The 18,434-nt window shown below is 68.7% G+C and carries 15 protein-coding genes and 1 pseudogene; 12 read left to right on the top strand and 4 right to left on the bottom strand.

Annotation, left to right across the window (positions count from 1 at the left end; genetic code table 11):
* Positions 1–262: 262 nt before the first annotated feature.
* Positions 263–2,920 carry a helix-turn-helix transcriptional regulator gene (locus AC1RIF_RS19305; RefSeq protein WP_492602977.1) on the top strand — a complete coding sequence of 886 codons (2,658 nt, stop codon included), beginning with the start codon at positions 263–265 and terminating at the stop codon, positions 2,918–2,920.
* Between the two features lie 40 nt (positions 2,921–2,960).
* Here AC1RIF_RS19305 and AC1RIF_RS19300 read toward each other — a convergent pair whose 3' ends face one another.
* Positions 2,961–3,767 carry a DUF7159 family protein gene (locus AC1RIF_RS19300; RefSeq protein WP_492602976.1) on the bottom strand — a complete coding sequence of 269 codons (807 nt, stop codon included), beginning with the start codon at positions 3,765–3,767 and terminating at the stop codon, positions 2,961–2,963.
* A 4-nt stretch (positions 3,768–3,771) separates the two neighbouring features.
* Positions 3,772–4,743, bottom strand: a complete 972-nt coding sequence (locus tag AC1RIF_RS19295; protein WP_492602975.1) for a carboxypeptidase-like regulatory domain-containing protein — start codon at positions 4,741–4,743, stop codon at positions 3,772–3,774.
* Between the two features lie 279 nt (positions 4,744–5,022).
* Between AC1RIF_RS19295 and AC1RIF_RS19290 the strand changes: the two are divergent.
* The 3 genes and pseudogenes from AC1RIF_RS19290 to AC1RIF_RS19280 all read left to right on the top strand — a co-directional run.
* Positions 5,023–5,394, top strand: a pseudogene (locus tag AC1RIF_RS19290) (MBL fold metallo-hydrolase); the annotation flags it as partial.
* Positions 5,395–5,761: 367 nt separating this feature from the next.
* Entirely contained in the window at positions 5,762–7,984 is a 2,223-nt protein-coding gene (helR, locus tag AC1RIF_RS19285; RefSeq protein ID WP_492602974.1) for an RNA polymerase recycling motor ATPase HelR, read from the top strand.
* 72 nt (positions 7,985–8,056) lie between these two features.
* Positions 8,057–10,453: a cellulase family glycosylhydrolase gene (locus AC1RIF_RS19280; protein WP_492602973.1), complete on the top strand. Its 2,397-nt coding sequence runs from the start codon at positions 8,057–8,059 to the stop codon at positions 10,451–10,453.
* Positions 10,454–10,468: 15 nt separating this feature from the next.
* Here the strand turns inward: AC1RIF_RS19280 and AC1RIF_RS19275 are convergent, their stop codons facing one another.
* A complete protein-coding gene (locus tag AC1RIF_RS19275) occupies positions 10,469–11,047 on the bottom strand; it encodes a TetR/AcrR family transcriptional regulator (protein WP_492602972.1) in 579 nt (192 codons plus the stop codon).
* A 309-nt stretch (positions 11,048–11,356) separates the two neighbouring features.
* Here AC1RIF_RS19275 and AC1RIF_RS19270 point away from each other — a divergent pair, with 309 nt between their 5' ends.
* The 8 genes from AC1RIF_RS19270 (at position 11,357) to AC1RIF_RS19235 (ending at position 18,166) form a co-directional block, all read left to right on the top strand.
* The gene (locus AC1RIF_RS19270) at positions 11,357–11,896 is read left to right on the top strand and encodes a DUF4242 domain-containing protein (RefSeq protein ID WP_492602971.1); all 540 of its coding nucleotides are present in this window, start codon (positions 11,357–11,359) and stop codon (positions 11,894–11,896) included.
* Positions 11,897–11,903: 7 nt separating this feature from the next.
* Entirely contained in the window at positions 11,904–12,962 is a 1,059-nt protein-coding gene (locus tag AC1RIF_RS19265) for an acyl-CoA dehydrogenase family protein (protein ID WP_492602970.1), read from the top strand.
* The gene (locus AC1RIF_RS19260; RefSeq protein WP_492602969.1) at positions 12,938–13,675 is read left to right on the top strand and encodes an ABC transporter ATP-binding protein; all 738 of its coding nucleotides are present in this window, start codon (positions 12,938–12,940) and stop codon (positions 13,673–13,675) included. The genes AC1RIF_RS19265 and AC1RIF_RS19260 overlap by 25 nt, the downstream gene beginning before the upstream one ends.
* Positions 13,676–13,677: 2 nt before the next feature.
* A complete protein-coding gene (locus AC1RIF_RS19255; RefSeq protein WP_492602968.1) occupies positions 13,678–14,850 on the top strand; it encodes an ABC transporter substrate-binding protein in 1,173 nt (390 codons plus the stop codon).
* On the top strand, positions 14,847–15,656 hold the full coding sequence (locus tag AC1RIF_RS19250) for an ABC transporter permease (RefSeq protein ID WP_492602967.1): 810 nt from the start codon (positions 14,847–14,849) through the stop codon (positions 15,654–15,656). Before AC1RIF_RS19255 ends, AC1RIF_RS19250 begins: the two co-directional genes overlap by 4 nt.
* A 265-nt stretch (positions 15,657–15,921) precedes the next feature.
* Positions 15,922–16,227 (top strand): hypothetical protein, encoded by a 306-nt coding sequence (locus tag AC1RIF_RS19245; protein WP_492602966.1) that lies wholly within the window; start codon positions 15,922–15,924, stop codon positions 16,225–16,227.
* A 57-nt stretch (positions 16,228–16,284) separates the two neighbouring features.
* Complete coding sequence (locus tag AC1RIF_RS19240) at positions 16,285–16,461, top strand: hypothetical protein (protein ID WP_492602965.1); 177 nt, start codon at positions 16,285–16,287, stop codon at positions 16,459–16,461.
* Positions 16,462–16,759: 298 nt separating this feature from the next.
* Entirely contained in the window at positions 16,760–18,166 is a 1,407-nt protein-coding gene (locus AC1RIF_RS19235) for a WS/DGAT/MGAT family O-acyltransferase (RefSeq protein ID WP_492602964.1), read from the top strand.
* A gap of 17 nt (positions 18,167–18,183) precedes the next feature.
* Here AC1RIF_RS19235 and AC1RIF_RS19230 read toward each other — a convergent pair whose 3' ends face one another.
* Entirely contained in the window at positions 18,184–18,423 is a 240-nt protein-coding gene (locus AC1RIF_RS19230; RefSeq protein ID WP_492602963.1) for a hypothetical protein, read from the bottom strand.
* Between the last annotated feature and the right edge of the window lie 11 nt (positions 18,424–18,434).

Raw genomic sequence — 18,434 nt, 5'->3', positions numbered from 1 at the left:
TCATCAACTTGGTCGAGGTTGATCATTTCAAACCGGGAGCTCGCGTGGCCATCGGCATCCGCACGCCGTCGCGTTCGATCCGCTCCCGATCAGTTGATTGTTTGGAGGAATCGGCGGCAGTGATGAACGAGGTCGAGTGACCGACCCGGCCGTGCGACTTGCAAACAACCCGCCCACCTGGATTGATGTAGACGCTGCACTGCACTGTCGGCGACCGCGAGTGTCGTTGCCGCACTCACGCCCTGGCTCGACAAGGAGGTAGATGATCGACCCGGAGATGGGCAACCCAGTCGAGCTCGCACCCGTACCCGTGAGGTTGCTCGCGCTCGTCGACCGAGACGCACCGCTGACAGTGATCCGAGCGCCGAGAGGGTTCGGAAAGTCCGCGCTCGCCCAGGCCCGCATCGAATCCCTCGACCCCACCCGGACCGCCGGTGTGCGCGTCGCCCCCTCAGCGGCGTCCAGCGTGAGCCAGTTGTGGCGGTCGGTCACCGCGCAGGCGATTGCGATCGGCGCGGTCGATCCCGTCGACGGGTGCCGGTCGGCGGAGTCGGTGGTCGACGTTCTCCGGGATCAGCTCAGCCGTGCGCGTCGGCCCATCGTGCTGGCCCTCGACCGGATCGACCGGATCGGCGACGCCGACGTGGAGCGGCAGGTCCTGGACCTGGTGGACTCGTGCCCTCAGGTCGACGTGGTCGTCACGGTGTCGGGCCGATCGATGTTTCGCGACTCGACCCTGATGGACCCACGGATAATCCAGATCGGTAGCGAGGCCTTGCTCCACACCGCCGACGATCTGCGCGAATTGGCTGACAAGGCTGGGGCACGGCTGGATCCTGGTGAACTCGAGTTCATCCACCACTGCACGGGCGGGCTGCCGTCGCTTACTCCGGTCGTGCTGGACGTCGCAACGTCCCTCCCCCGACTCCCTCGCCGCCGACGAATCCTCGAACACTGCATCGAGGAGGCGATCGCGGCACACGTGAACTCCGTTCTCCTCGGGACACCGGAAGCGTCGGAGCACCACGACTTCCTCGTGGATGTGTCCACTGCCCACACACTCACGATCGACGTGGCCGAGTTCCTCGGTGGCGGCGACATGTCACGCGAGCGTCTCGAAACTCTCGAATCTCTGGGCCTCGTCGACTACGCCGAGAGCACCGAAACCTGGTCCTTCCCTCCTGCCGTTCGCCGGGCCCTACTCGACCTGCAACAGGACGCAGGCCTGAATCGACAGTCGAGGCTGGCAATGTTGGCCCACCACCACGTCGACCGCAGGGACTACGGGGCCGCGTTGCACTGCGCGACGGAAGCCGAACAGTGGGCGCTCGTGGCCACCCTCGTCGAAGAGCACCTTCCGGATCTCGCCGGCCCACATCTCACCCTCCTCGCAGCCGCGCTGCGAGCGCTACCGACGTACCTCGTCGAGACCCGTCCTGCGCTGAGCGCGGCTCGGTCCCTGCTCGCCCACCTCGACGGCACCCCACTGTTCGACATCATGTCGGAGTCGGCGGGGGCGAGTGTGCTGGACGACGCAGCCGCGGTCGTCCTGACCACGCACAGGTCGATTCTGATTCGACTCGCCGGCGACTACACCTCGGCAGCCGCTCTCACAGGCCGTCTCCGAACCGCCGCGAGTTCACTCATGACGTCTAGACCGGACGAGTTGGCGGAGTTCCTCCCCTTCCTGCGGATGCAGTGGGGCCTGACGTACCAGCTGGCAGGTCGCTTCGCCGAGTCGAACGCCGAGCTGCGCATGGCCCATCAACTCGGCACGGCGCGGGAACAGGACTACATCGTTCGGAACGCTGCCGCGAACTCCGCCCTGAACTGGGCGATGGCCGGAGACATGCACCGGGTCCACGAGTGGCTCGCGCTGGCCCACGCCACGAACGCGGCCGACGACTGGACCGACGCCCTCGTCGGCATCGGGGGATTTCTGGCGCAGGCACTGACCGCACTCGACCGTATCGACACGACCGGTGCGGGCGTCGCGCTCGGTCATCTCGACAGTCTGCCGCCGGTCGTGGAGCTCTGGCCGTTCGTCGCCTACACCCGGTGCCGCCACGAGATCATGTCGGGAAGGCCCGATCTGAGCTCGGCGGTACTTGCCGACTGCGACACACGCCATCGAGTCCGCGGCCCCTTCGTCGATTCGCTGCTCGATGCCGCCCGGATCGAAACCCATCTCGCACTGGGAAACGCGGGCCAGGCCCGCGCCCTCGCCGACGCTGTCACGTGCGAACACCCGTGGGAAACCGTGGCCGCCGCGCGAGCGCATCTACTCACCGGCAGCTACACGCCGGTGGCGAGCATCTGCCACCGATACGACTGGCACGGCGGACCCTACATTCGGTTCCACCTCGACGCACTGGTGATCGAGTCTGCTGCACAGCGGGCACTCGGCAACTCCGACGACGCCGCCGCGACGTGGCGGCGTGCGTGTGCCATCGCCGAACGAACCGGAATCCATAGCTCGTTCACCGGTATTCCCCGGGAAGCGGCGATCGACATCGACGCCGCCGCCGGCGCTCCTTCCCCCGAAGTGTCCGCCGTCCTGGCAGGAGGGACCGCGCAGCCCTACCCGTCCGCCCTCCATTTCCCCGAGCTCACCGAACGTGAGCGCTCCGTGCTCGGCGGACTCGCCCAGGGACTCACGGCCGGTGAGATCGCCCGGGCGCTGCTGTTGTCGATATCCACCGTGAAGTCTCACCGGCGGACCCTCTACAAGAAGATGGGCGTTCACACCCGTAGTGAAGCGGTAGCCGTCGCCGGTGAACTCGGAATCCTCGATGCCGCAATCACATCGACGTCGATGAACAGCCCGCACCGACGCGCGGACGAGCGCCTCCGCGTCCCCCGCGCAGCCGCAACGCCACCCGCGGCGACACAGACTGTCCGTCGTCGCGGGGCGCGTTGACGAGGCGGTGAACCACGCAGCCGATCGGAACCACTTCGCGTCACGGAAGGGATTTGCCGAGTTCGCCTTCCGATCGATCGATGATCGACCAGACGCTCGGCTTCCTCCGACGAACTGATCGACCTCGTCGTGAATGGCGCGCCGATCCGGAGTCGCCTTGTCGACGGGTTGCGGGTAGCTCGACTCGGACGACCGACCGTTCGGAGGCCACGACGGCGGCACCGATTGCGAGGGTCCATCGTGCATCGAACGGGGAGATGGCGTCGATGCGGCGCTCGCTCGATTGTTGTGCGAGCCGGGTTTTCAGCGCCGCGTCGAGCCCCAGTGTGACGACCGTCTTTCGTCCCCACGGCAGTCGCCGCAAGAGTTCGTCGAGGATGTCCCCGGCGGCGTCGTTTCCGATGTAGGTGGCCGGGTATCGGAACGCGTGGTGAATGGCTCGGGTCCGCAGGTCCAGCGACACCGCCACGATGTCGGAGCCTTCCGCGGCGAACACGATCGCGGTGCGGGTCTCCAGGAGTTCCGGCATCGATTGGACATAGGCGATCCGGGCGTCGGTCACGCTGACCAAGGTGACGATTCCGGTGCCGTGGGGTTGGAGTGTGGCTGCGAGAGCCGCGGACATCTTCGTGTCCGACGAGACGACGCCGGTGATCCTCGGACCCAGTCCGATCCGCCGGGCGCGACGGATCATGACCGTCGCTGTCTCGACCACCGCGTCGAACCCGATATCGGATGCAGGGCTGTCGCTCCGTCGATCGATCGGGCCGAGTTCCGGTGCGTGCGCGTCGAGCAGAACGGAATGGACAGAGGTGGCATCGACAGCGATGCCGATCGATTCCCGCATGACGTCACCTGGAGGTTGTCGGGGCGGGAGCATCCGCGGAGGTGAGACGCAGATCCAGCGCCGAAGCAATCATGTTCGGCTCCGACAGGGCAACGGCCACTGTCCGTTTCGGTCGCGGCTCCGGAGAGTCGAGCGCCGAGGCGGTCACGCGGTAGTAGCCGGCAACGAGTCCGACGAACGCGAAACTGCCGTTCTCACCGGTGGCGACCTGCCGATCGATGATATCGCCGCACTGATCTTCGCCGGTCAGGGTGACGACCGCACCCGGCACCGGAGCACCGGATTCGTCCAGAACGACATCCCTGATCTGACCGGTGGCCTGCACCGGATTCGGGTTCGGGCGGATCGCCGGGTCCAGCACCCCGGCGACGCCGCGCGGATCGCAACCCGCCGGCCTCTGGGCGAACTGCACTCGTGTCGAGTTCGACCTGACGAACGTGAGCGGGGCCGTTCCACTCAACGTCGCGGATGTGGTGATCGCCGCTCCGGGTGCCACCGAATCCGACGAAGCACCCACCGAGACGGCCTGGGTCGTCCGTTGATACGGCGCGAGATCACCCAGGGCACAGGTGAGTACGCTCATGACACCGACATCGACGAGACTGGAGTCGGGTCGGCAGAAATCGGGAACGGCGTCGAGCGTCAGGCCCTTCCAGATCGGGAGTGTCACCGTGGCGTCGGCGATTCCGGCGGAACCGTGATCGATGTCCACGACGAAGGCGACGCGGTCCCCCGACCGGACGCTGCCGTTCGACGGGCCCGAATCCCCGCCGACGCCGGCGCTGGAATCGAACGGTGGTGTGCCGTCCATCTGGGTGAGCGCAATGGTCGGTGACTGAGAGACAGCCGACGCGCTCTCGAATTCGGCGCGATCGGTACCGAATCCTTCGACTGCCAGCGCCGTGGCGACAGCGCCCGCTGTGAGCGCGACGACGACGACTGATCCGCGGCGACGCGCGGGCAGGGACGACTTCAAGACATTTCCTTTGCTGCGGTCCGAGGATCCCGCCCCCGATGCGCGAGGGATCTCGGTGGAGAAGGTTGACCACCTCCATCGAATCCCGTGCCGACGATCCCGACTGGTGCCGAGAGGATGAGGAGTCGGGTGAATTGCGACAAAAGGGATGAGCCGAGGGTGAAGTTGTGACTACCCGGTCACAGAACGCTGCCGGAGATAGCGACGCAGCGCTACTTGTCCCGTTCCTTCTCGAGGTGGCGAGCAATACCTCGAAGACGATCTGGTTCGAATCGAAGCGTGGCGACCCGACAAGAGCGGCGAGTATGGAGGCCACCGCGGGCATCGACCGACGGCGTTCCCGGCGACGTCGACGCCGTCGAGCGCGCAATCCGCTCACTCGGCCGCAGTCCCCAGGACGACGGGGTGCTGCCGTGGCTGCTGCGCATCGCACGCGCCGGGGCGACCGAACCCCTCTCCCTCGACGACGCCCACACCTTCCCGTCGGAGGGTCCCCTCGACATTCCCGGCGCCCCGGTCCCCGTGGCCACCCACGGCCACACATCGGGGCACACGGCGTACCACCTGCCGCAGCACGGCGTGATCGTCACCGGGGACGCCCTGGTCACGGCGCACCCACTGTCGAAACTGGCAGGCCCGCAGCTACTCCCGCCCGTCTTCGACCACGGGACCGCGGACACCACGGCTGCTCTCGACCATCTGCAACGCTCGGAGCGGAGACCATTCTTCCGGGGCACGGCCCCTCGCTGTCCATGCCGATCGCCGCAGCCGTCGCGCAGGCGCGGGATCGCGTGCACTGAAACCCACCAGGCGAGGCGTTCCCGTCGACCGCCACGGACCATCGAATTCCCGGTCGGGGGTGTGCGGAGGAGGACCGCGGAAGTGGAAAGGACGGTTTCCCGCTCCTTTCCACTTTCAACTTATAGCGCAGAGGGGGTCTTGCGGCAAGGCCCCGGTGATGCCGCAGAATCGCTGGCCGAGGTCAGGAACCGAGCGAGACGGAAGTACCGGGGTGCACATGTCAATGCAGGGACACGACGACGAATTGCAGCTCGAGCAGAACTACGTGACCGGGCTCCACGCGCGCCTGGACGCCGAACGTGCACGGGTGAAGAGCCGCTATCGCGCCACGCTGAGGGGGCACGACGGGACACTCGTGGATCGGGAGGCCGAGGTGCGTGCGCTGGCGACCGAGGTGCAGCGGCTGGACGTGGCCGACAACGGATTGTGTTTCGGCCGATTGGACTCCGTGACCGGCGATCGGTCGTACATCGGCCGCATCGGCCTGTTCGACGAGGAGAACGAGTTCGAACCGCTGCTCCTCGACTGGCGGGCACCGGCGGCGCGAGCCTTCTACGTCGCCACCGCCGCGAGCCCGGAGAACATGCGCCGGCGCCGCCAATTCCACACGCGGGGGCGTCGAGTGGTCGGCTTCACCGACGAGGTCCTCGGGCGGCCCGACGGTGGCGGACGAGCCGACGGCCCGGCCCGGGACGACTCGGCGCTGCTCGCGGCGGTCGACGCGCCGCGCGGTGCCGGGATGCGCGACATCGTGGCGACGATCCAGGCCGAACAGGACCGGATCATCCGGCTCGACCACCCCGGGGTGCTGGTGATCGAGGGCGGCCCGGGCACCGGCAAGACCGTGGTGGCGCTGCACCGCGTCGCATACCTGCTCTACACCCAGCGGGAGCGGATCGAACGCCACGGTGTGCTCGTGGTGGGTCCCAACCCCGCGTTCCTCGACCACATCGGCCGTGTCCTGCCGTCGCTGGGCGAGTCCGACGTGGTCTTCATGACGACGGGCGACTTCGTGCCGGGTCTGCGCGTCACCGCCGAGGACAGCCCGCAGGCCACGCGCATCAAGGGCTCGCTCGAGATCCTGGACGTGCTCGCGGCGGCGGTCGCCGATCGGCAGCGACTGCCCGAGGATCCGCTTCCGATCGAACTGTCCGACGTCACGGTGCGGATCGACGTCGAGACCGCGGAGTGGGCCAGGGAGGAGGCGCGCGCGAGCGGACGGCCGCACAACGAGGCCCGCGCGGTGTTCACCGAGATCGTGACCTACGTACTCACCGAACGCGCGATCGCGCGGATCGGCCGGGGGTGGCTGACCCGGAAGGACGAACAGGCGTGGGCGGAACTGCGGACCGACCTGGTCACCGAACTCGCCGGCAACGACACCTTCACCGCGGCGATCGACGAACTCTGGCCTGTGCTGACGCCGGAAATGCTTCTGACACAGCTGTACACGTCCCCCGAACGGCTGCGCGCGGCCGGCGCCGACCCGGCGCTGTGGCGGGCCGACGGTGACGCCTGGACGGTGTCGGATGTCCCACTGCTCGACGAACTGGTCGACCTGCTCGGCACGAACCCGTCCGCCCGGCAGGCCGTCGAACGCGCACGGAAGGCCGCGGCCGGCGCCGAGGCGGCGTACGCGGCCGGTGTACTCGACCTCATGGTCGGCCGCGAGGACCACATGGACGACGACGACCACCTGTTCGCGACGGATCTGCTGTACGCCGAGGATCTGGCCGATCGGTTCGTCGAGCACGACACTCGGGAACTCGTCGAACGTGCTGCCGCGGACCGGGACTGGACCTATCGACATGTGGTGGTCGACGAGGCCCAGGAACTGTCCGAGATGGACTGGCGGGTGCTGATGCGGCGCTGCCCGAGCCGATCCTTCACCGTGGTGGGCGATCTCGCCCAACGCCGGTCGGTGGCCGGAGCGACCTCGTGGGACGCGATGCTCGAGCCGTACGTGCCCGGACGCTGGGTCTACCGGTCGCTGTCGGTGAACTACCGCACCCCGGCCGAGATCATGACGGTCGCCGCGGCACTGCTCGCCGAGATCGCGCCGGGTACGGAGCCACCGGAATCGGTCCGCGCGTGCGGCGTCCGACCGTGGTCCAGGCAGGTCACCGACAGTGAACTGGTCACTGCCATCGAGGAATTCGTGCGGGACGAGGCCGGTCGCGAGGGAACCAGCGTGGTGATCGGGCCACCGGGGGTACCGGGCGCGGTGGCGGCGTCCGAGACCAAGGGCCTGGAGTTCGACGCCGTCCTGGTCGTGGAGCCGCAGCGGATTCTCGCCGACGGCCCCCGCGGCACCGCCGAACTCTACGTCGCCCTCACCCGCGCCACCCAGCGCCTCGGTGTGCTGCACCGGGACCCACTGCCGCGAGCCCTGAGCGGTCTCGCCGAAACCGGGGCACCCACCCACCACTTGGACAATTGACCAATTTCGGGAGTGCGCGGCTGCGGCGGCATCTAGGCTGGCCCGTCGTCCCCCGATCGAACGGATGTACCGGTGCCCCCACAGCGACTCGCCTGGCTCGCCAGTCTCACCCTGGGCCTGCTGGTCGTCGTCCAGGCCGCCGCGGACCCGAGCGGGCTGCTGAGCCTGGTCGGGTGGACCGGAGCCGACCTGTGGCCGGTCCGTGCACCGTGGCAGATCGCGCCGTTCGTCGTCTATCTGCCGGTTCTGCTGGGGGTCACGTGGTGGACGGTGCGCTCGACCGCGGCTTCACGCTGGCTGTTCGCTGCCGCCACGTCGGGTGTCGTGCTCGCGGTGATGCTGGCGAAGTTCGCCATGTCGCTGGTGGCGGTGCGCGACATCGGAACCGCCGCGTGGGGCGCGGGTTTCGCCGTGGCCAAGGCGCTACCGGCGGCACTGATCGTCGCCGGCGTCGTCGCGGTGGCCGGACGCAAGCGGGTGGTCCCCGACGTACCCGCCGCCGCACCCCGGGTGTGGATCGGAGCACTCGCCTTCGGAGCGGTGGCCCCCGTACTGGCCGGACAGTGGTGGTCGGGAGCGCCCTACGACCGGTGGATGCCGGCACCGAACCCGGCGAACGGCGCGATCGCGACCGTAGGCGGCGTCGCCGTCCTCGTGCTCGGTGCGATCGCCTGCCATCGGGTGCTCGGCCGCCGGATGTCCGGGGGCGCCGTCGCGGCCTTCCTCGCCGGGTGGTTCGCAGCGATGGGGGCGGGCGCCGTACTCGCACTCACCGCGACGATCGTCGGCCTGTTCTCCGATGACGGATTCGCCGGTGACCTGTGGCCGTTGATGTCCGGATACATCCGGTTCGCCGACGGCCTCTCCTACGGCGCCTGCACCGGTTGGATCGTCGGGCTCGCCGCGCTCTGGTCGTACCGCCGCCGGGAGCAGCCGGTGCCGATCCCCCGCTCCGCGGTGCGGGTCGGTGCCGTCGCGTTGCTCGCCGTCGCGATCACGGTTCCGCTCCTCACCCGGCCCGACGCCGCGCCGGCTCCGGTGACCTCCCCCGCGGCAATGCAGGCTGCCGACACCGGGGGGCTTCTCCCCCTGCGTGTCTCGGGTGAGGTGATCGCGGATTCCGCCGGCCGCGAGGTGCTGCTGCGCGGTGTCAACGTCAACCAGCTCGTCGACTTCTACGCGCCACGGCCCGAGGTCCCGTCGACCCTGCCGCTGACCGAAGCGGACTTCGCCGGCATCGCCGACCACGGGTTCAACGTGGTCCGTCTGGCATTGTCGTGGTCGGCCCTCGAACCGGAACGCGGACGCTACGACGAGGCCTACGTCGAGCAGATCCGGACCGCCGTCGCGCAGGCCAAGGCGCACGGCGTCTACACCGTGCTCGACATGCACCAGGACGGCTGGTCGGCGGCCCCGTCACCGGACGACGTCGACTGCCGGCCCGGCACCTCGCCCATGTGGGGTTACGACGGTGCACCCGAGTGGGCGACGATCACCGACGGTGCACCGCGCTGCCAGTTCACCGGCCGCGACATCTCGCCGGCGGGTGGCCGCGCCTTCGACAACTTCTACTACGACACCGACGACGTGCAGGAGCACCTGGTGCGGGCGTGGGCGATGCTCGCGGGCGAGTTCAAGGACGAACCCGCCGTGGCCGGATACGACCTGCTGAACGAGCCGAACTTCGGTGAGTCCGCACCACTCACCTCGTCGCTGCTGCTGGGCCGCTTCTACGACCGGGCCATCGACGCCATCCGAGCGGCCGGCGCCGAGCAGATCGTCTACTTCGAGCCGAGCATCCTGTGGTCGGGTCTGGGCTTCGACAGCGGGCCCCCGGCCGACTTCACCGACGACCGCAACATCGTCTTCTCCCCGCACCTGTACGCGGAGTCGATCACGATGGACGCCTCGCTCGGCCTGCCGGTGATCGTCGGCATCGAACGGGGCTTCACCCTCGCCGAGCGGGTCGCGGACAAGTACGGCGTCCCGGTTTGGAGCGGCGAGTACGGTTACTGGGGCGACGGGCTCGTCGACAAGGCGACCCGCTTCGCGAGGGAACAGGACGCGCACGTGCAGGGCGGCGCGTACTGGGTGTGGAAGCAGTCGTGCGGGGACCCGCAGAACGGCATCCAGGAACTGGGCGACGGACTCGTCCCGATCGTGTGCAGCACCGGGGCCGACGCACCACCGAACACCGCACTGCTGGACCAGCTCACCCGCGCCTACCCGCGCTTCGCGCCCGGACGGATCACGCATCTCGCGGCGGACGGGGACCGGTTGGAGTTGACCGGCCGCGCCGGCGACGGCAGCTGTCGACTCGAGGTCTGGTTCCCCCACTCGGTCGGTACCGGCGCATCGATCGTGGATACGTTCGGGATCGACGACATCGCGATGACGCCACTCGGCCGCGGCACGCTGCTGACCGGATGCGTCACCGGGGACTACGAGATCCACGCGGCCGACGCCTGAGGGCCTCGGGGTCCCTCACCGCCCCAACAACTCCGCGACCATCCGGCGCCCGAGGTGGATGGGCTCCTCGGAGTGGGTGAACTTGGACCCGGCGAGTGCACCGTCGTAGATCAGTTGGACGCGCGCCGACATCGCGGCCACATCGTCGAATCCGGCCTCGGCGAGCAAATCCGACAGCCGATCCGACACCCACACCCGATGGGCGCGGACCGGGGCGAGCATGGGGACCTCGTCGCCCGGGAACTCGGTGGCGGCATTGAGGTACTGGCAGCCGCGGAAGTTCCGCACCGGCGCCGACCCGGCCGCGAGGTCGAAGAACGCGTAGATGCGGTCGATCGGCGACGCGATCGACTCGACGGCCTCCGCCCAGCGGGTCCGGTCCCGTACGTCCAGCGCCTCGAGGTACGCCTGCACCAACCCGTCCTTGGACCCGTACGTCGAGTACAGGCTGGCCTTGGCCACACCCGACTCGGCGAGGATGCGATCGATCCCGACGGCGCGGATCCCGTTGGCGGCGAACAGTTCGGTCGCGGTCGCGAGGAGTCGCTCCGCAGGCGACGCCTTCGGATTCCGCAGTTGGAGGGGTTGGGGCACCAGCACAGCGTAGCGATCACGCCGTGCGGCCCGCCGAGGAGTAGACAGACAGTTCTGTCTATGAATAGACTGCTGCGCGTGACCCGCAGTTTCCTGACCCGCCGCCTGCACCTTGATCTGGTGCGGGTCGCCGGCGCTGCGTGTCGTCGTCCCATGATGCGCTGATCCCAGCGACCCCGGACCCGCCTCCCCACCGCACGCACGCCGGACGTGCCTGCGTCCCCTCGTAGACCACTGCCTCCGCCACTCCGGCGGCACTCGGCGTGGGCGCTGGGCGGTGTCCACCCACCACTCCCGGAAGGTTCCGTCATGTCTTCGAAGACCCTGTACCTGTACGAGATCGCGCCCAGCACGGAGCGTCGCGATCAGCTCGACCAGGTCATCAAGGAGTTCGACGCCAGCACCGTCGCCGCGGGCGGCGAGCTGATCGAGACCCAGGTGACCAAGGGCGGCGAGCGCATCTTCGCGATCACCGAGTTCGACGGCTGCGCGGCACCGCTGATCGAGGCCGACGCCCTACAGGCCGCCGAACTCGATGGGCCGCACCAGGTTCGGATCGTGGGCGCCGACATCGAGCAGATCAAGGCAGCCCGGCCCGAGGCCGGCTACCTGGTGGAGTGGGACATCCCGGCCGAGATCGACATGGAAACCTACCTGACCCGCAAGAAGGAGAAGTCGCCGCTGTACGCGGACATCCCCGAGGTCAGCTTCCTGCGCACCTACGTCCGCGAGGACACCGCCAAGTGCCTGTGCTTCTACGACGCTCCCGACGAGGCCGCCGTCCGTCGCGCCCGCGAGGTCGTCAGCACTCCCGTCAGCCGCCTGCACGAGCTCGACACCGAACGGTAGAACAATCATGATCGCGACCATCGATGCAACGAAATCCCAAGAGCAAGAACAGGCTCGCGCCTTCGTTCGAGATCGGGCGACCCGACTCGACCGGTGCGAGACCGACACCAGGGAGGACGTGCGCCTACTCGGTTCACTGGGCCTGCTCGAGTTCGGCTTCGACGGCAGCCCGCTCACGGACATGGTCGCGGTCATCGAGGACGTCTCGGCGGAGAGTCTCAGCGCGGGATTCGGCGTGTGGGCTCACCGTATGGCGCTCGAGTACGTGGACCGTGGTCCCGAGAGCGTGCGCGCCGCCTACCGGACGCGACTGGCGTCCGGCGCCACCATCGGAGTCACCGCGATGGCGGCCGGACTCCGACAGGCGGCCGGGCTGGGCGAGGTGCCACTGATCGCGACACCCGTCGGGGGCACGGACGGCGGTATCGAGATCAGCGGCCCGATCCGCTGGGCGTCCAACGTATTCGAGGAAGCGGTCATCGTGCTGCCCGCCCGGGGCGAGGACGGTTCCACCTGCGTCGCGGTGATCGATGCTGACTCGTCGGGGGTCCGCATCAACCCCGCACCGGAACTCCTCGCCCTGGGGGCGACATCGTCCACCTCCCTCGTCCTGGACCGCGTGTACGTGCCCGAGGCGCAGATCATCAGCACGGACCTCGGTGTGTTCTGCCGGGACATCCGGCCGACCTTCCTCACGCTCCAGACGTCCTTCTGCAGCGGCATCGCCGGCACGTCGCTCACCGAGGCGGGCGCACTGCTCACCGGTCTCGGCGAGGAGTTCGTGGACGAGTACACGGCACTCGTGGCCGAGTACGAATCGTTGCGAACCCGGTTGCACGACTTCGCCTCCCGCATCGACGAGGTGCCCGTGCGCGAGCTGATCCAGCTCCGGCTGGACGGCTCTCACGTCGCGGTGGCCGCGACCCGGCTCGAGGCCACCCTCCGGGGCGGTGCCGGATACGCGGCACAGCACCCGACCAACCGCCGATTCCGCGAGGCCGCCTTCCTGCCCATCCAGTCCCCATCGGAAGGACAACTGCGGTGGGAACTCGCGCGGTCTCGGTAAGCAAGGGCTACAAGAGCTTCAGCGGTCGACGCCGCCCGATCCTCGACGGCGTCGACCTGGATGTGGCGCACGGCGAGATGCTCGCGATCGTCGGCAGCAGCGGCAGCGGCAAGTCGACGCTGCTCCGGATCATCGCGGGACTCGACCATCTCGACGCCGGCACCGTCGATTGGGACGGTGTGAGCGGCGATGGGCGGCCCCGCACCGGGGTGGTGTTCCAGAAGCCGCTGCTCATGCCGTGGCTGACGGTGCGCGAGAACGTGCGTCTGGGCGACCGGTTCGCCGCGAACCGGGACGCGTTCGACCCGTCGTACGCCGACGGCCTCCTCGAACGGTTCGGCCTCGCCGAGGTGGCCGACTCGTACCCCGACGAGCTCTCGGGCGGTCAGGCGCAACGTGTCTCGGTGATCCGCGCGGTGTCCATCCGGCCGCAACTGCTGCTGCTGGACGAGCCGTTCAGCGCGCTCGATCCCGCGATCCGCGGTGATCTGCAGCGCTGGCTGGCCGGCGTCGCCGAAGACCTCGGGTGCACGACGGTGCTCGTCACGCACGACATCGACGAGGCCATCGTGCTCGGCCACCGCATCGTCCTGATCGGCGAGGGCGGCACCGTTCGACGCGAATGGGACTGCGCGACAAGCACAGCCGACGATGCACTGCGGGCCGACATCCTGTCCGCGTATCGCACGTCCGCCCTGGTCGGGACACCCTGACCATGAGCGGAGGACTTCTCAGCCGCCGCACGCTGCTGCGGGGAGCGACCGGGCTCGCCGCGGCGGGCGGCCTCGCCGGCATCGTCGACCTGGCGCGGACGGCGGGAACCGACCGCACGAACACGAGCGATCAGCTGCGTGTGGGCTATCTGCCGATCACCGATGCGGCGCCGCTGCTGATCGCTCACCACACCGGACTGTTCGACGGCGCTCCGATGAGTACCACCCAGCCGGTGATGTTCCGGAGCTGGTCCAGCCTCGCCGAGGCGTTCATGAGCCGACACGTCGACGTGGTGCACCTGTTGATGCCGATGGCGGTGCAACTGCGCTACTCGCTCGGCGGGGCGGCGCGAGTGCTCGGGTGGAACCACACCAACGGCTCAGCGCTGACCGTCGCACCGGACGTCACCGACCTCGGACAACTCGCCGGACGGCAGGTGGCGATCCCGTTCTGGTGGTCCATCCACAACATCGTCGTGCAGAAGCTGCTGCGCGCCAACGGCCTCCGGCCCGTGGTGCGGACCGCGCCGTCGAAGTCCGCGAACACGGTCGGTCTGGTGGTGATGAGTCCGTCCGACATGCTGCCGGCACTGGCGAACGGTGCGATCGGCGGCTACACCGTCGCCGACCCGTTCAACGCCGCGGCGGAAATCAGGGGCGTCGGCCGGATCCACCGATTCCTCGGCGACGTCTGGCGGGACCACGCCTGCTGCGCGCTCCTCGTCCACGAGGACGTCATCGACCGTAACCCCGCAGGCGTGCAGAAGCTCACCGACTCGGTGACCGCCGCGCAGCTGCGGATCGACACCGACCGCACGCAGGCCGCGGAGATGCTGAAGTCCGGGCGCTACCTGCCCCAACCTCTCCCGGCGATCACGAAGGCACTCACCTACCCGGCCGATGGCTACCGCATCGCGCATCACGACTGGCAACCCCAGCGGATCGGATACCAGCCGTTCCCGTTCCCCAGCTTCACGCAGGCGCTCGTCGAGGCGATGCACGAGACCGAGGTCGACGGCGACCGACGGTTCCTGTCCCGGCTCGACCCCGGAGCCGTACACGCCGACCTCGTGGACGACCGATTCGTCCGCGAATCGCTGTACCGCGGCGGCGGACCGGCCGCGTTCGGACTGCTCGCCGACCTGACCCGAACCGAGGAAGTGGATCCCACGTGAGCAGTCAGCCGCCCTCCCGTACCCGATGGTCGACATGGTGGCCGCCCCTGACCGCGATCGCTGTCGCCGTCGTGCTGTGGTGGTTCGCGACCACGATCCTCGCGGCCCCGGACTCCCTCATCCGCGAGTTCGCGCCGCAGGAGGTGTTCCCGGCACTCACCGGGTTGATCGAGCGCGGCGTCCTGCTCCCCGACGTCGCGGCCAGCATGTGGCGGCTACTGGTGGGTCTGCTCGTCGCGTCCGTCATCGGTATCCCGCTGGGTCTGCTGATCGGGCTCAACCCGACGGTCGACCGCGCGGTCCGACCGGTGACGCAGTTCCTGCGGATGATCTCGCCGCTGTCGTGGGCACCGATCGCGGTCGCGCTGTTCGGAATCGGACATCGTCCGGTGTTCTTCCTCATCGCCGCTGCCGCGGTCTGGCCGATCGTGATCAACACTGCGGCCGGCGTCCACGCGATCGATCCCGGCCACCTGCTGGTCGCCCGCTCGATGGGGGCGACCCGCACCGAGCGGCTCACCGCAGTCATCCTGCCCGCAATCCGCGGCCACCTGCAGACCGGCCTGCGCGTCGCGCTCGGGATCGCATGGGTGGTGCTGGTGCCCGCCGAGATGCTGGGCGTGCAGTCGGGCCTCGGATACCAGATCCTCAATGCTCGCGACCAACTCGCGTACGACCAGGTGATGGCCGTCATCCTCGTGATCGGTGTACTCGGATACCTGCTCGACTCCGCTGCGCAGCGACTGCTCACCGCCCGACGCCGCAAGACGCGCACAGTCGCCGCCGCGGATCCCGCCCTCGTATAGCCCCGACGACTCGGTTCGACGGTTGTGACCTTGACCGATGCAGTGTCGCCTCGTCCTACCCGGATGCACCGAGCACCATATGATGCGAGAGCCCAACCGTGCGTGCGCGCGGTCGAAGCATGTCGACGCACCCCTGCCCTGGCCCGGATCACACCGGGCCCGTGGACCACGAGGGCAACGAACCCCTCGGATCCGCCGGGCAGTCTCCGCCGAGCACCTCACCTGGTGCACGGCACCGCGTCGCCACAAGCCGCAAAGGAGTCACATGAACAACGAGCTCGCGAATCCGGCAACCGCCGCGATCGTCACGGGTGACGTCGTGTTCATCGGAAGTTCGGCCGCGCTCGAGGACGCGCGGACGCTGGCCGCCATCCTCGGCCACCGCAGCGCGGAGACCCTGGACGGCAGCATCGGCTACGCCGTGGTCGACGACGACATCCTCGACGGCATCTGCACGGCGGCCCAGGCAGCCCTGCTGGTGCAGGTACGAGCCCTGGAGATCCCCGTCCTCACCGTCCACGACGCACGCACCCGCTTCCGGGCCGAGGTCGGAGTCCTGTCGGGGACGTGAGCTGACTCTCAGCCCAACCTTGGTTTTTTCACAGGCTCCGATGCTAGAAAAATAAACATGTTGTGGCTGTGGGTCGTGTTGGGCGGGTGGATAGTGCTCGCTTGCGGGGCGGCCGTCCTGATGGGACGGTCGATCCGTCGTGCCGACCGCGAGGAGCTCGGGTCGACGCTCGACTGGAATCCCGCCGACCTCGACGCCGAGGACGCGGAGCATCCACGCGATTCACGGCACTGACCTGGCGAGCCCGGTCACGTGACGCACTCGGGCCGACGTCCACTCGAGCTGGTGCGGGGCGAGAGTGGTTTTCGCGCACCGGAATCCGGCAAGGGCGGCATCCTTCGATGCTGAATCAGGGATCTACCGGACAATTCGACTCCGGCACCGGACAATAGCCCAAAAACACACATTCACCTGGACATTCGCACAGGTAGCGCAGGCGTCGTCGATCCAGTACAACTGACAGCACATTCGTGATCTGCAGCACACGACGCCCCGGGGTCCCGTGGGCAACCACCTACGAAGGGTGCTCTGGATGCCGCTTCCCATGTCCCCGGCCGACTCGGTCTTCCTGCTCGGTGAATCGCGCGAACATCCCATGCACGTCGGCGGACTGGTGTTGCTCCAGCCACCCGACGGCGCCGAGTCCCACGACGTCCGGGCGATGCTCGACGACTCGGTCGCGCGCAACGAGGTCACCCCGATGCTGCGTCGTCGCCCCCGAAGGTCCGTTTCGTCACTGGGACAGTGGAGTTGGGAGCCCGATGCCCAGTTCGACATCGGACACCACATCCGGCACGACGCGCTCGCGCGGCCCGGCGGGATGCGCGAGTTGTCGGCGCTGGTGGCACGCCTGCACGGGACGCTGCTGGACCGCAATCGGCCGTTGTGGGAGATGCACCTGATCGAAGGCCTCGCCGACGGCCGCTACGGCGTCTACACCAAGATCCACCACAGCGTCACCGACGGCGTGGGCGCGATGCGGTTGCTGCGCCGCTCGCTCAGTATCGACGCCGACAAGCGCGACATGCCCGCACCGTGGGAACCCCGCATCCGGAGCGACTTCCCCACCCGCGACCCCGCTCTCGTCGACGTCCCCCTCGCGGCCGTTCGCACCGCCGTCGACGTCCTCGGGGAAGCCACCGGCCTTGTCCCCGCGCTGACCGGAACGGTCCTGCGCGCGCTGCGGCGTCAGGGCGGGCCGGTGTCGTTCGCCGCGCCGCACTCCGCCCTGAACGTACCGATCACCGGTGCTCGCCAATTCGCCGCGCGCAGTTGGTCACTCGACCACCTCCGACTCGTCGCCAAGTACGCCGACGCCACGATCAACGACGTCGTGCTGGCCATGTGCTCCGGTGCGCTACGCAGCCACCTGACGGAGAGAGGCATGCTCCCCGACGCCTCGCTGATCGCGATGGTCCCGGTGTCGCTGCGCGACCCGCGGGAGCGTCCCGAGTCGATCGTCGATTCGAACGACAAGAGCGGCAACGAGATCGGCACGCTCATGTGCAACCTCGGCACCGACCTCCCCGATGCCGGCGCCCGACTCGCGCGCGTGCACCGGTCCATGTCCGAGGGCAAGGCGGCGCTGCGCGGAATGAGCACCGCCCAGATCGTGGCGATGAGCGCGCTCGGCTCCGCACCGCTGGCCCTGGACATGCTGTTGGGACACCACGGTCCCGTCCGTCCGCCCTACAACATCGTCATCTCCAACGTGCCGGGTCCCAACGCGCCGCTGTACTGGAACGGCGCCCGCCTCGACGCGCTGTACCCCCTGTCGATCCCGCTCGACGGCCAGGCACTCAACATCACGTGCACCAGCACCGAGGAGTCGATCGCGTTCGGCCTCACCGGGTGCCGCCGCGCGGTACCGCATCTCGAACCGATCCTCGCGCACCTCGACCACGAACTGGCCGCCCTCGAGAGCGCCGTCGGCATCTGACAGCGGCGCGGACACGGTCACGCTTCGAACGGAATCACATTGCCGGCGGCGTCGCGCGCCCCGACTCCGGCCACGATCGCGGTCGCGAGGTCGCTGACCGACTCCCACGTGGCCGGCGGCTCGTCATCGAGGTTGCCGATCGTGAACCACGTTTCGGTGTCGCGGTAGCGGACGAGCCCCCGGCCCTGTCCGTCGACCATGACATCGAGAGCGCCGGACACCGTCCCTTCCTCCTCGGTCATGACGGCGGCGCTCACGGAGATCTCGA

It is taken from the genome of Prescottella sp. GW823-FHT02E09, assembly GCF_058797375.1.
Note: the sequence above shows the minus strand (reverse complement) of the source record. Positions and strands in the feature narration are given on the sequence as shown.

What these genes read in the sequence shown, in the direction of transcription:
- AC1RIF_RS19305 (WP_492602977.1), top strand. Translation starts at nt 263, where the DNA reads ATGATCGACCCGGAGATGGGCAACCCAGTCGAGCTCGCACCCGTACCC.
- AC1RIF_RS19300 (WP_492602976.1), bottom strand. Translation starts at nt 3,767, where the DNA reads ATGCGGGAATCGATCGGCATCGCTGTCGATGCCACCTCTGTCCATTCC.
- helR (WP_492602974.1), top strand. Translation starts at nt 5,762, where the DNA reads ATGTCAATGCAGGGACACGACGACGAATTGCAGCTCGAGCAGAACTAC.
- AC1RIF_RS19270 (WP_492602971.1), top strand. Translation starts at nt 11,357, where the DNA reads ATGTCTTCGAAGACCCTGTACCTGTACGAGATCGCGCCCAGCACGGAG.
- AC1RIF_RS19265 (WP_492602970.1), top strand. Translation starts at nt 11,904, where the DNA reads ATGATCGCGACCATCGATGCAACGAAATCCCAAGAGCAAGAACAGGCT.
- AC1RIF_RS19255 (WP_492602968.1), top strand. Translation starts at nt 13,678, where the DNA reads ATGAGCGGAGGACTTCTCAGCCGCCGCACGCTGCTGCGGGGAGCGACC.
- AC1RIF_RS19245 (WP_492602966.1), top strand. Translation starts at nt 15,922, where the DNA reads ATGAACAACGAGCTCGCGAATCCGGCAACCGCCGCGATCGTCACGGGT.
- AC1RIF_RS19240 (WP_492602965.1), top strand. Translation starts at nt 16,285, where the DNA reads ATGTTGTGGCTGTGGGTCGTGTTGGGCGGGTGGATAGTGCTCGCTTGC.
- AC1RIF_RS19235 (WP_492602964.1), top strand. Translation starts at nt 16,760, where the DNA reads ATGCCGCTTCCCATGTCCCCGGCCGACTCGGTCTTCCTGCTCGGTGAA.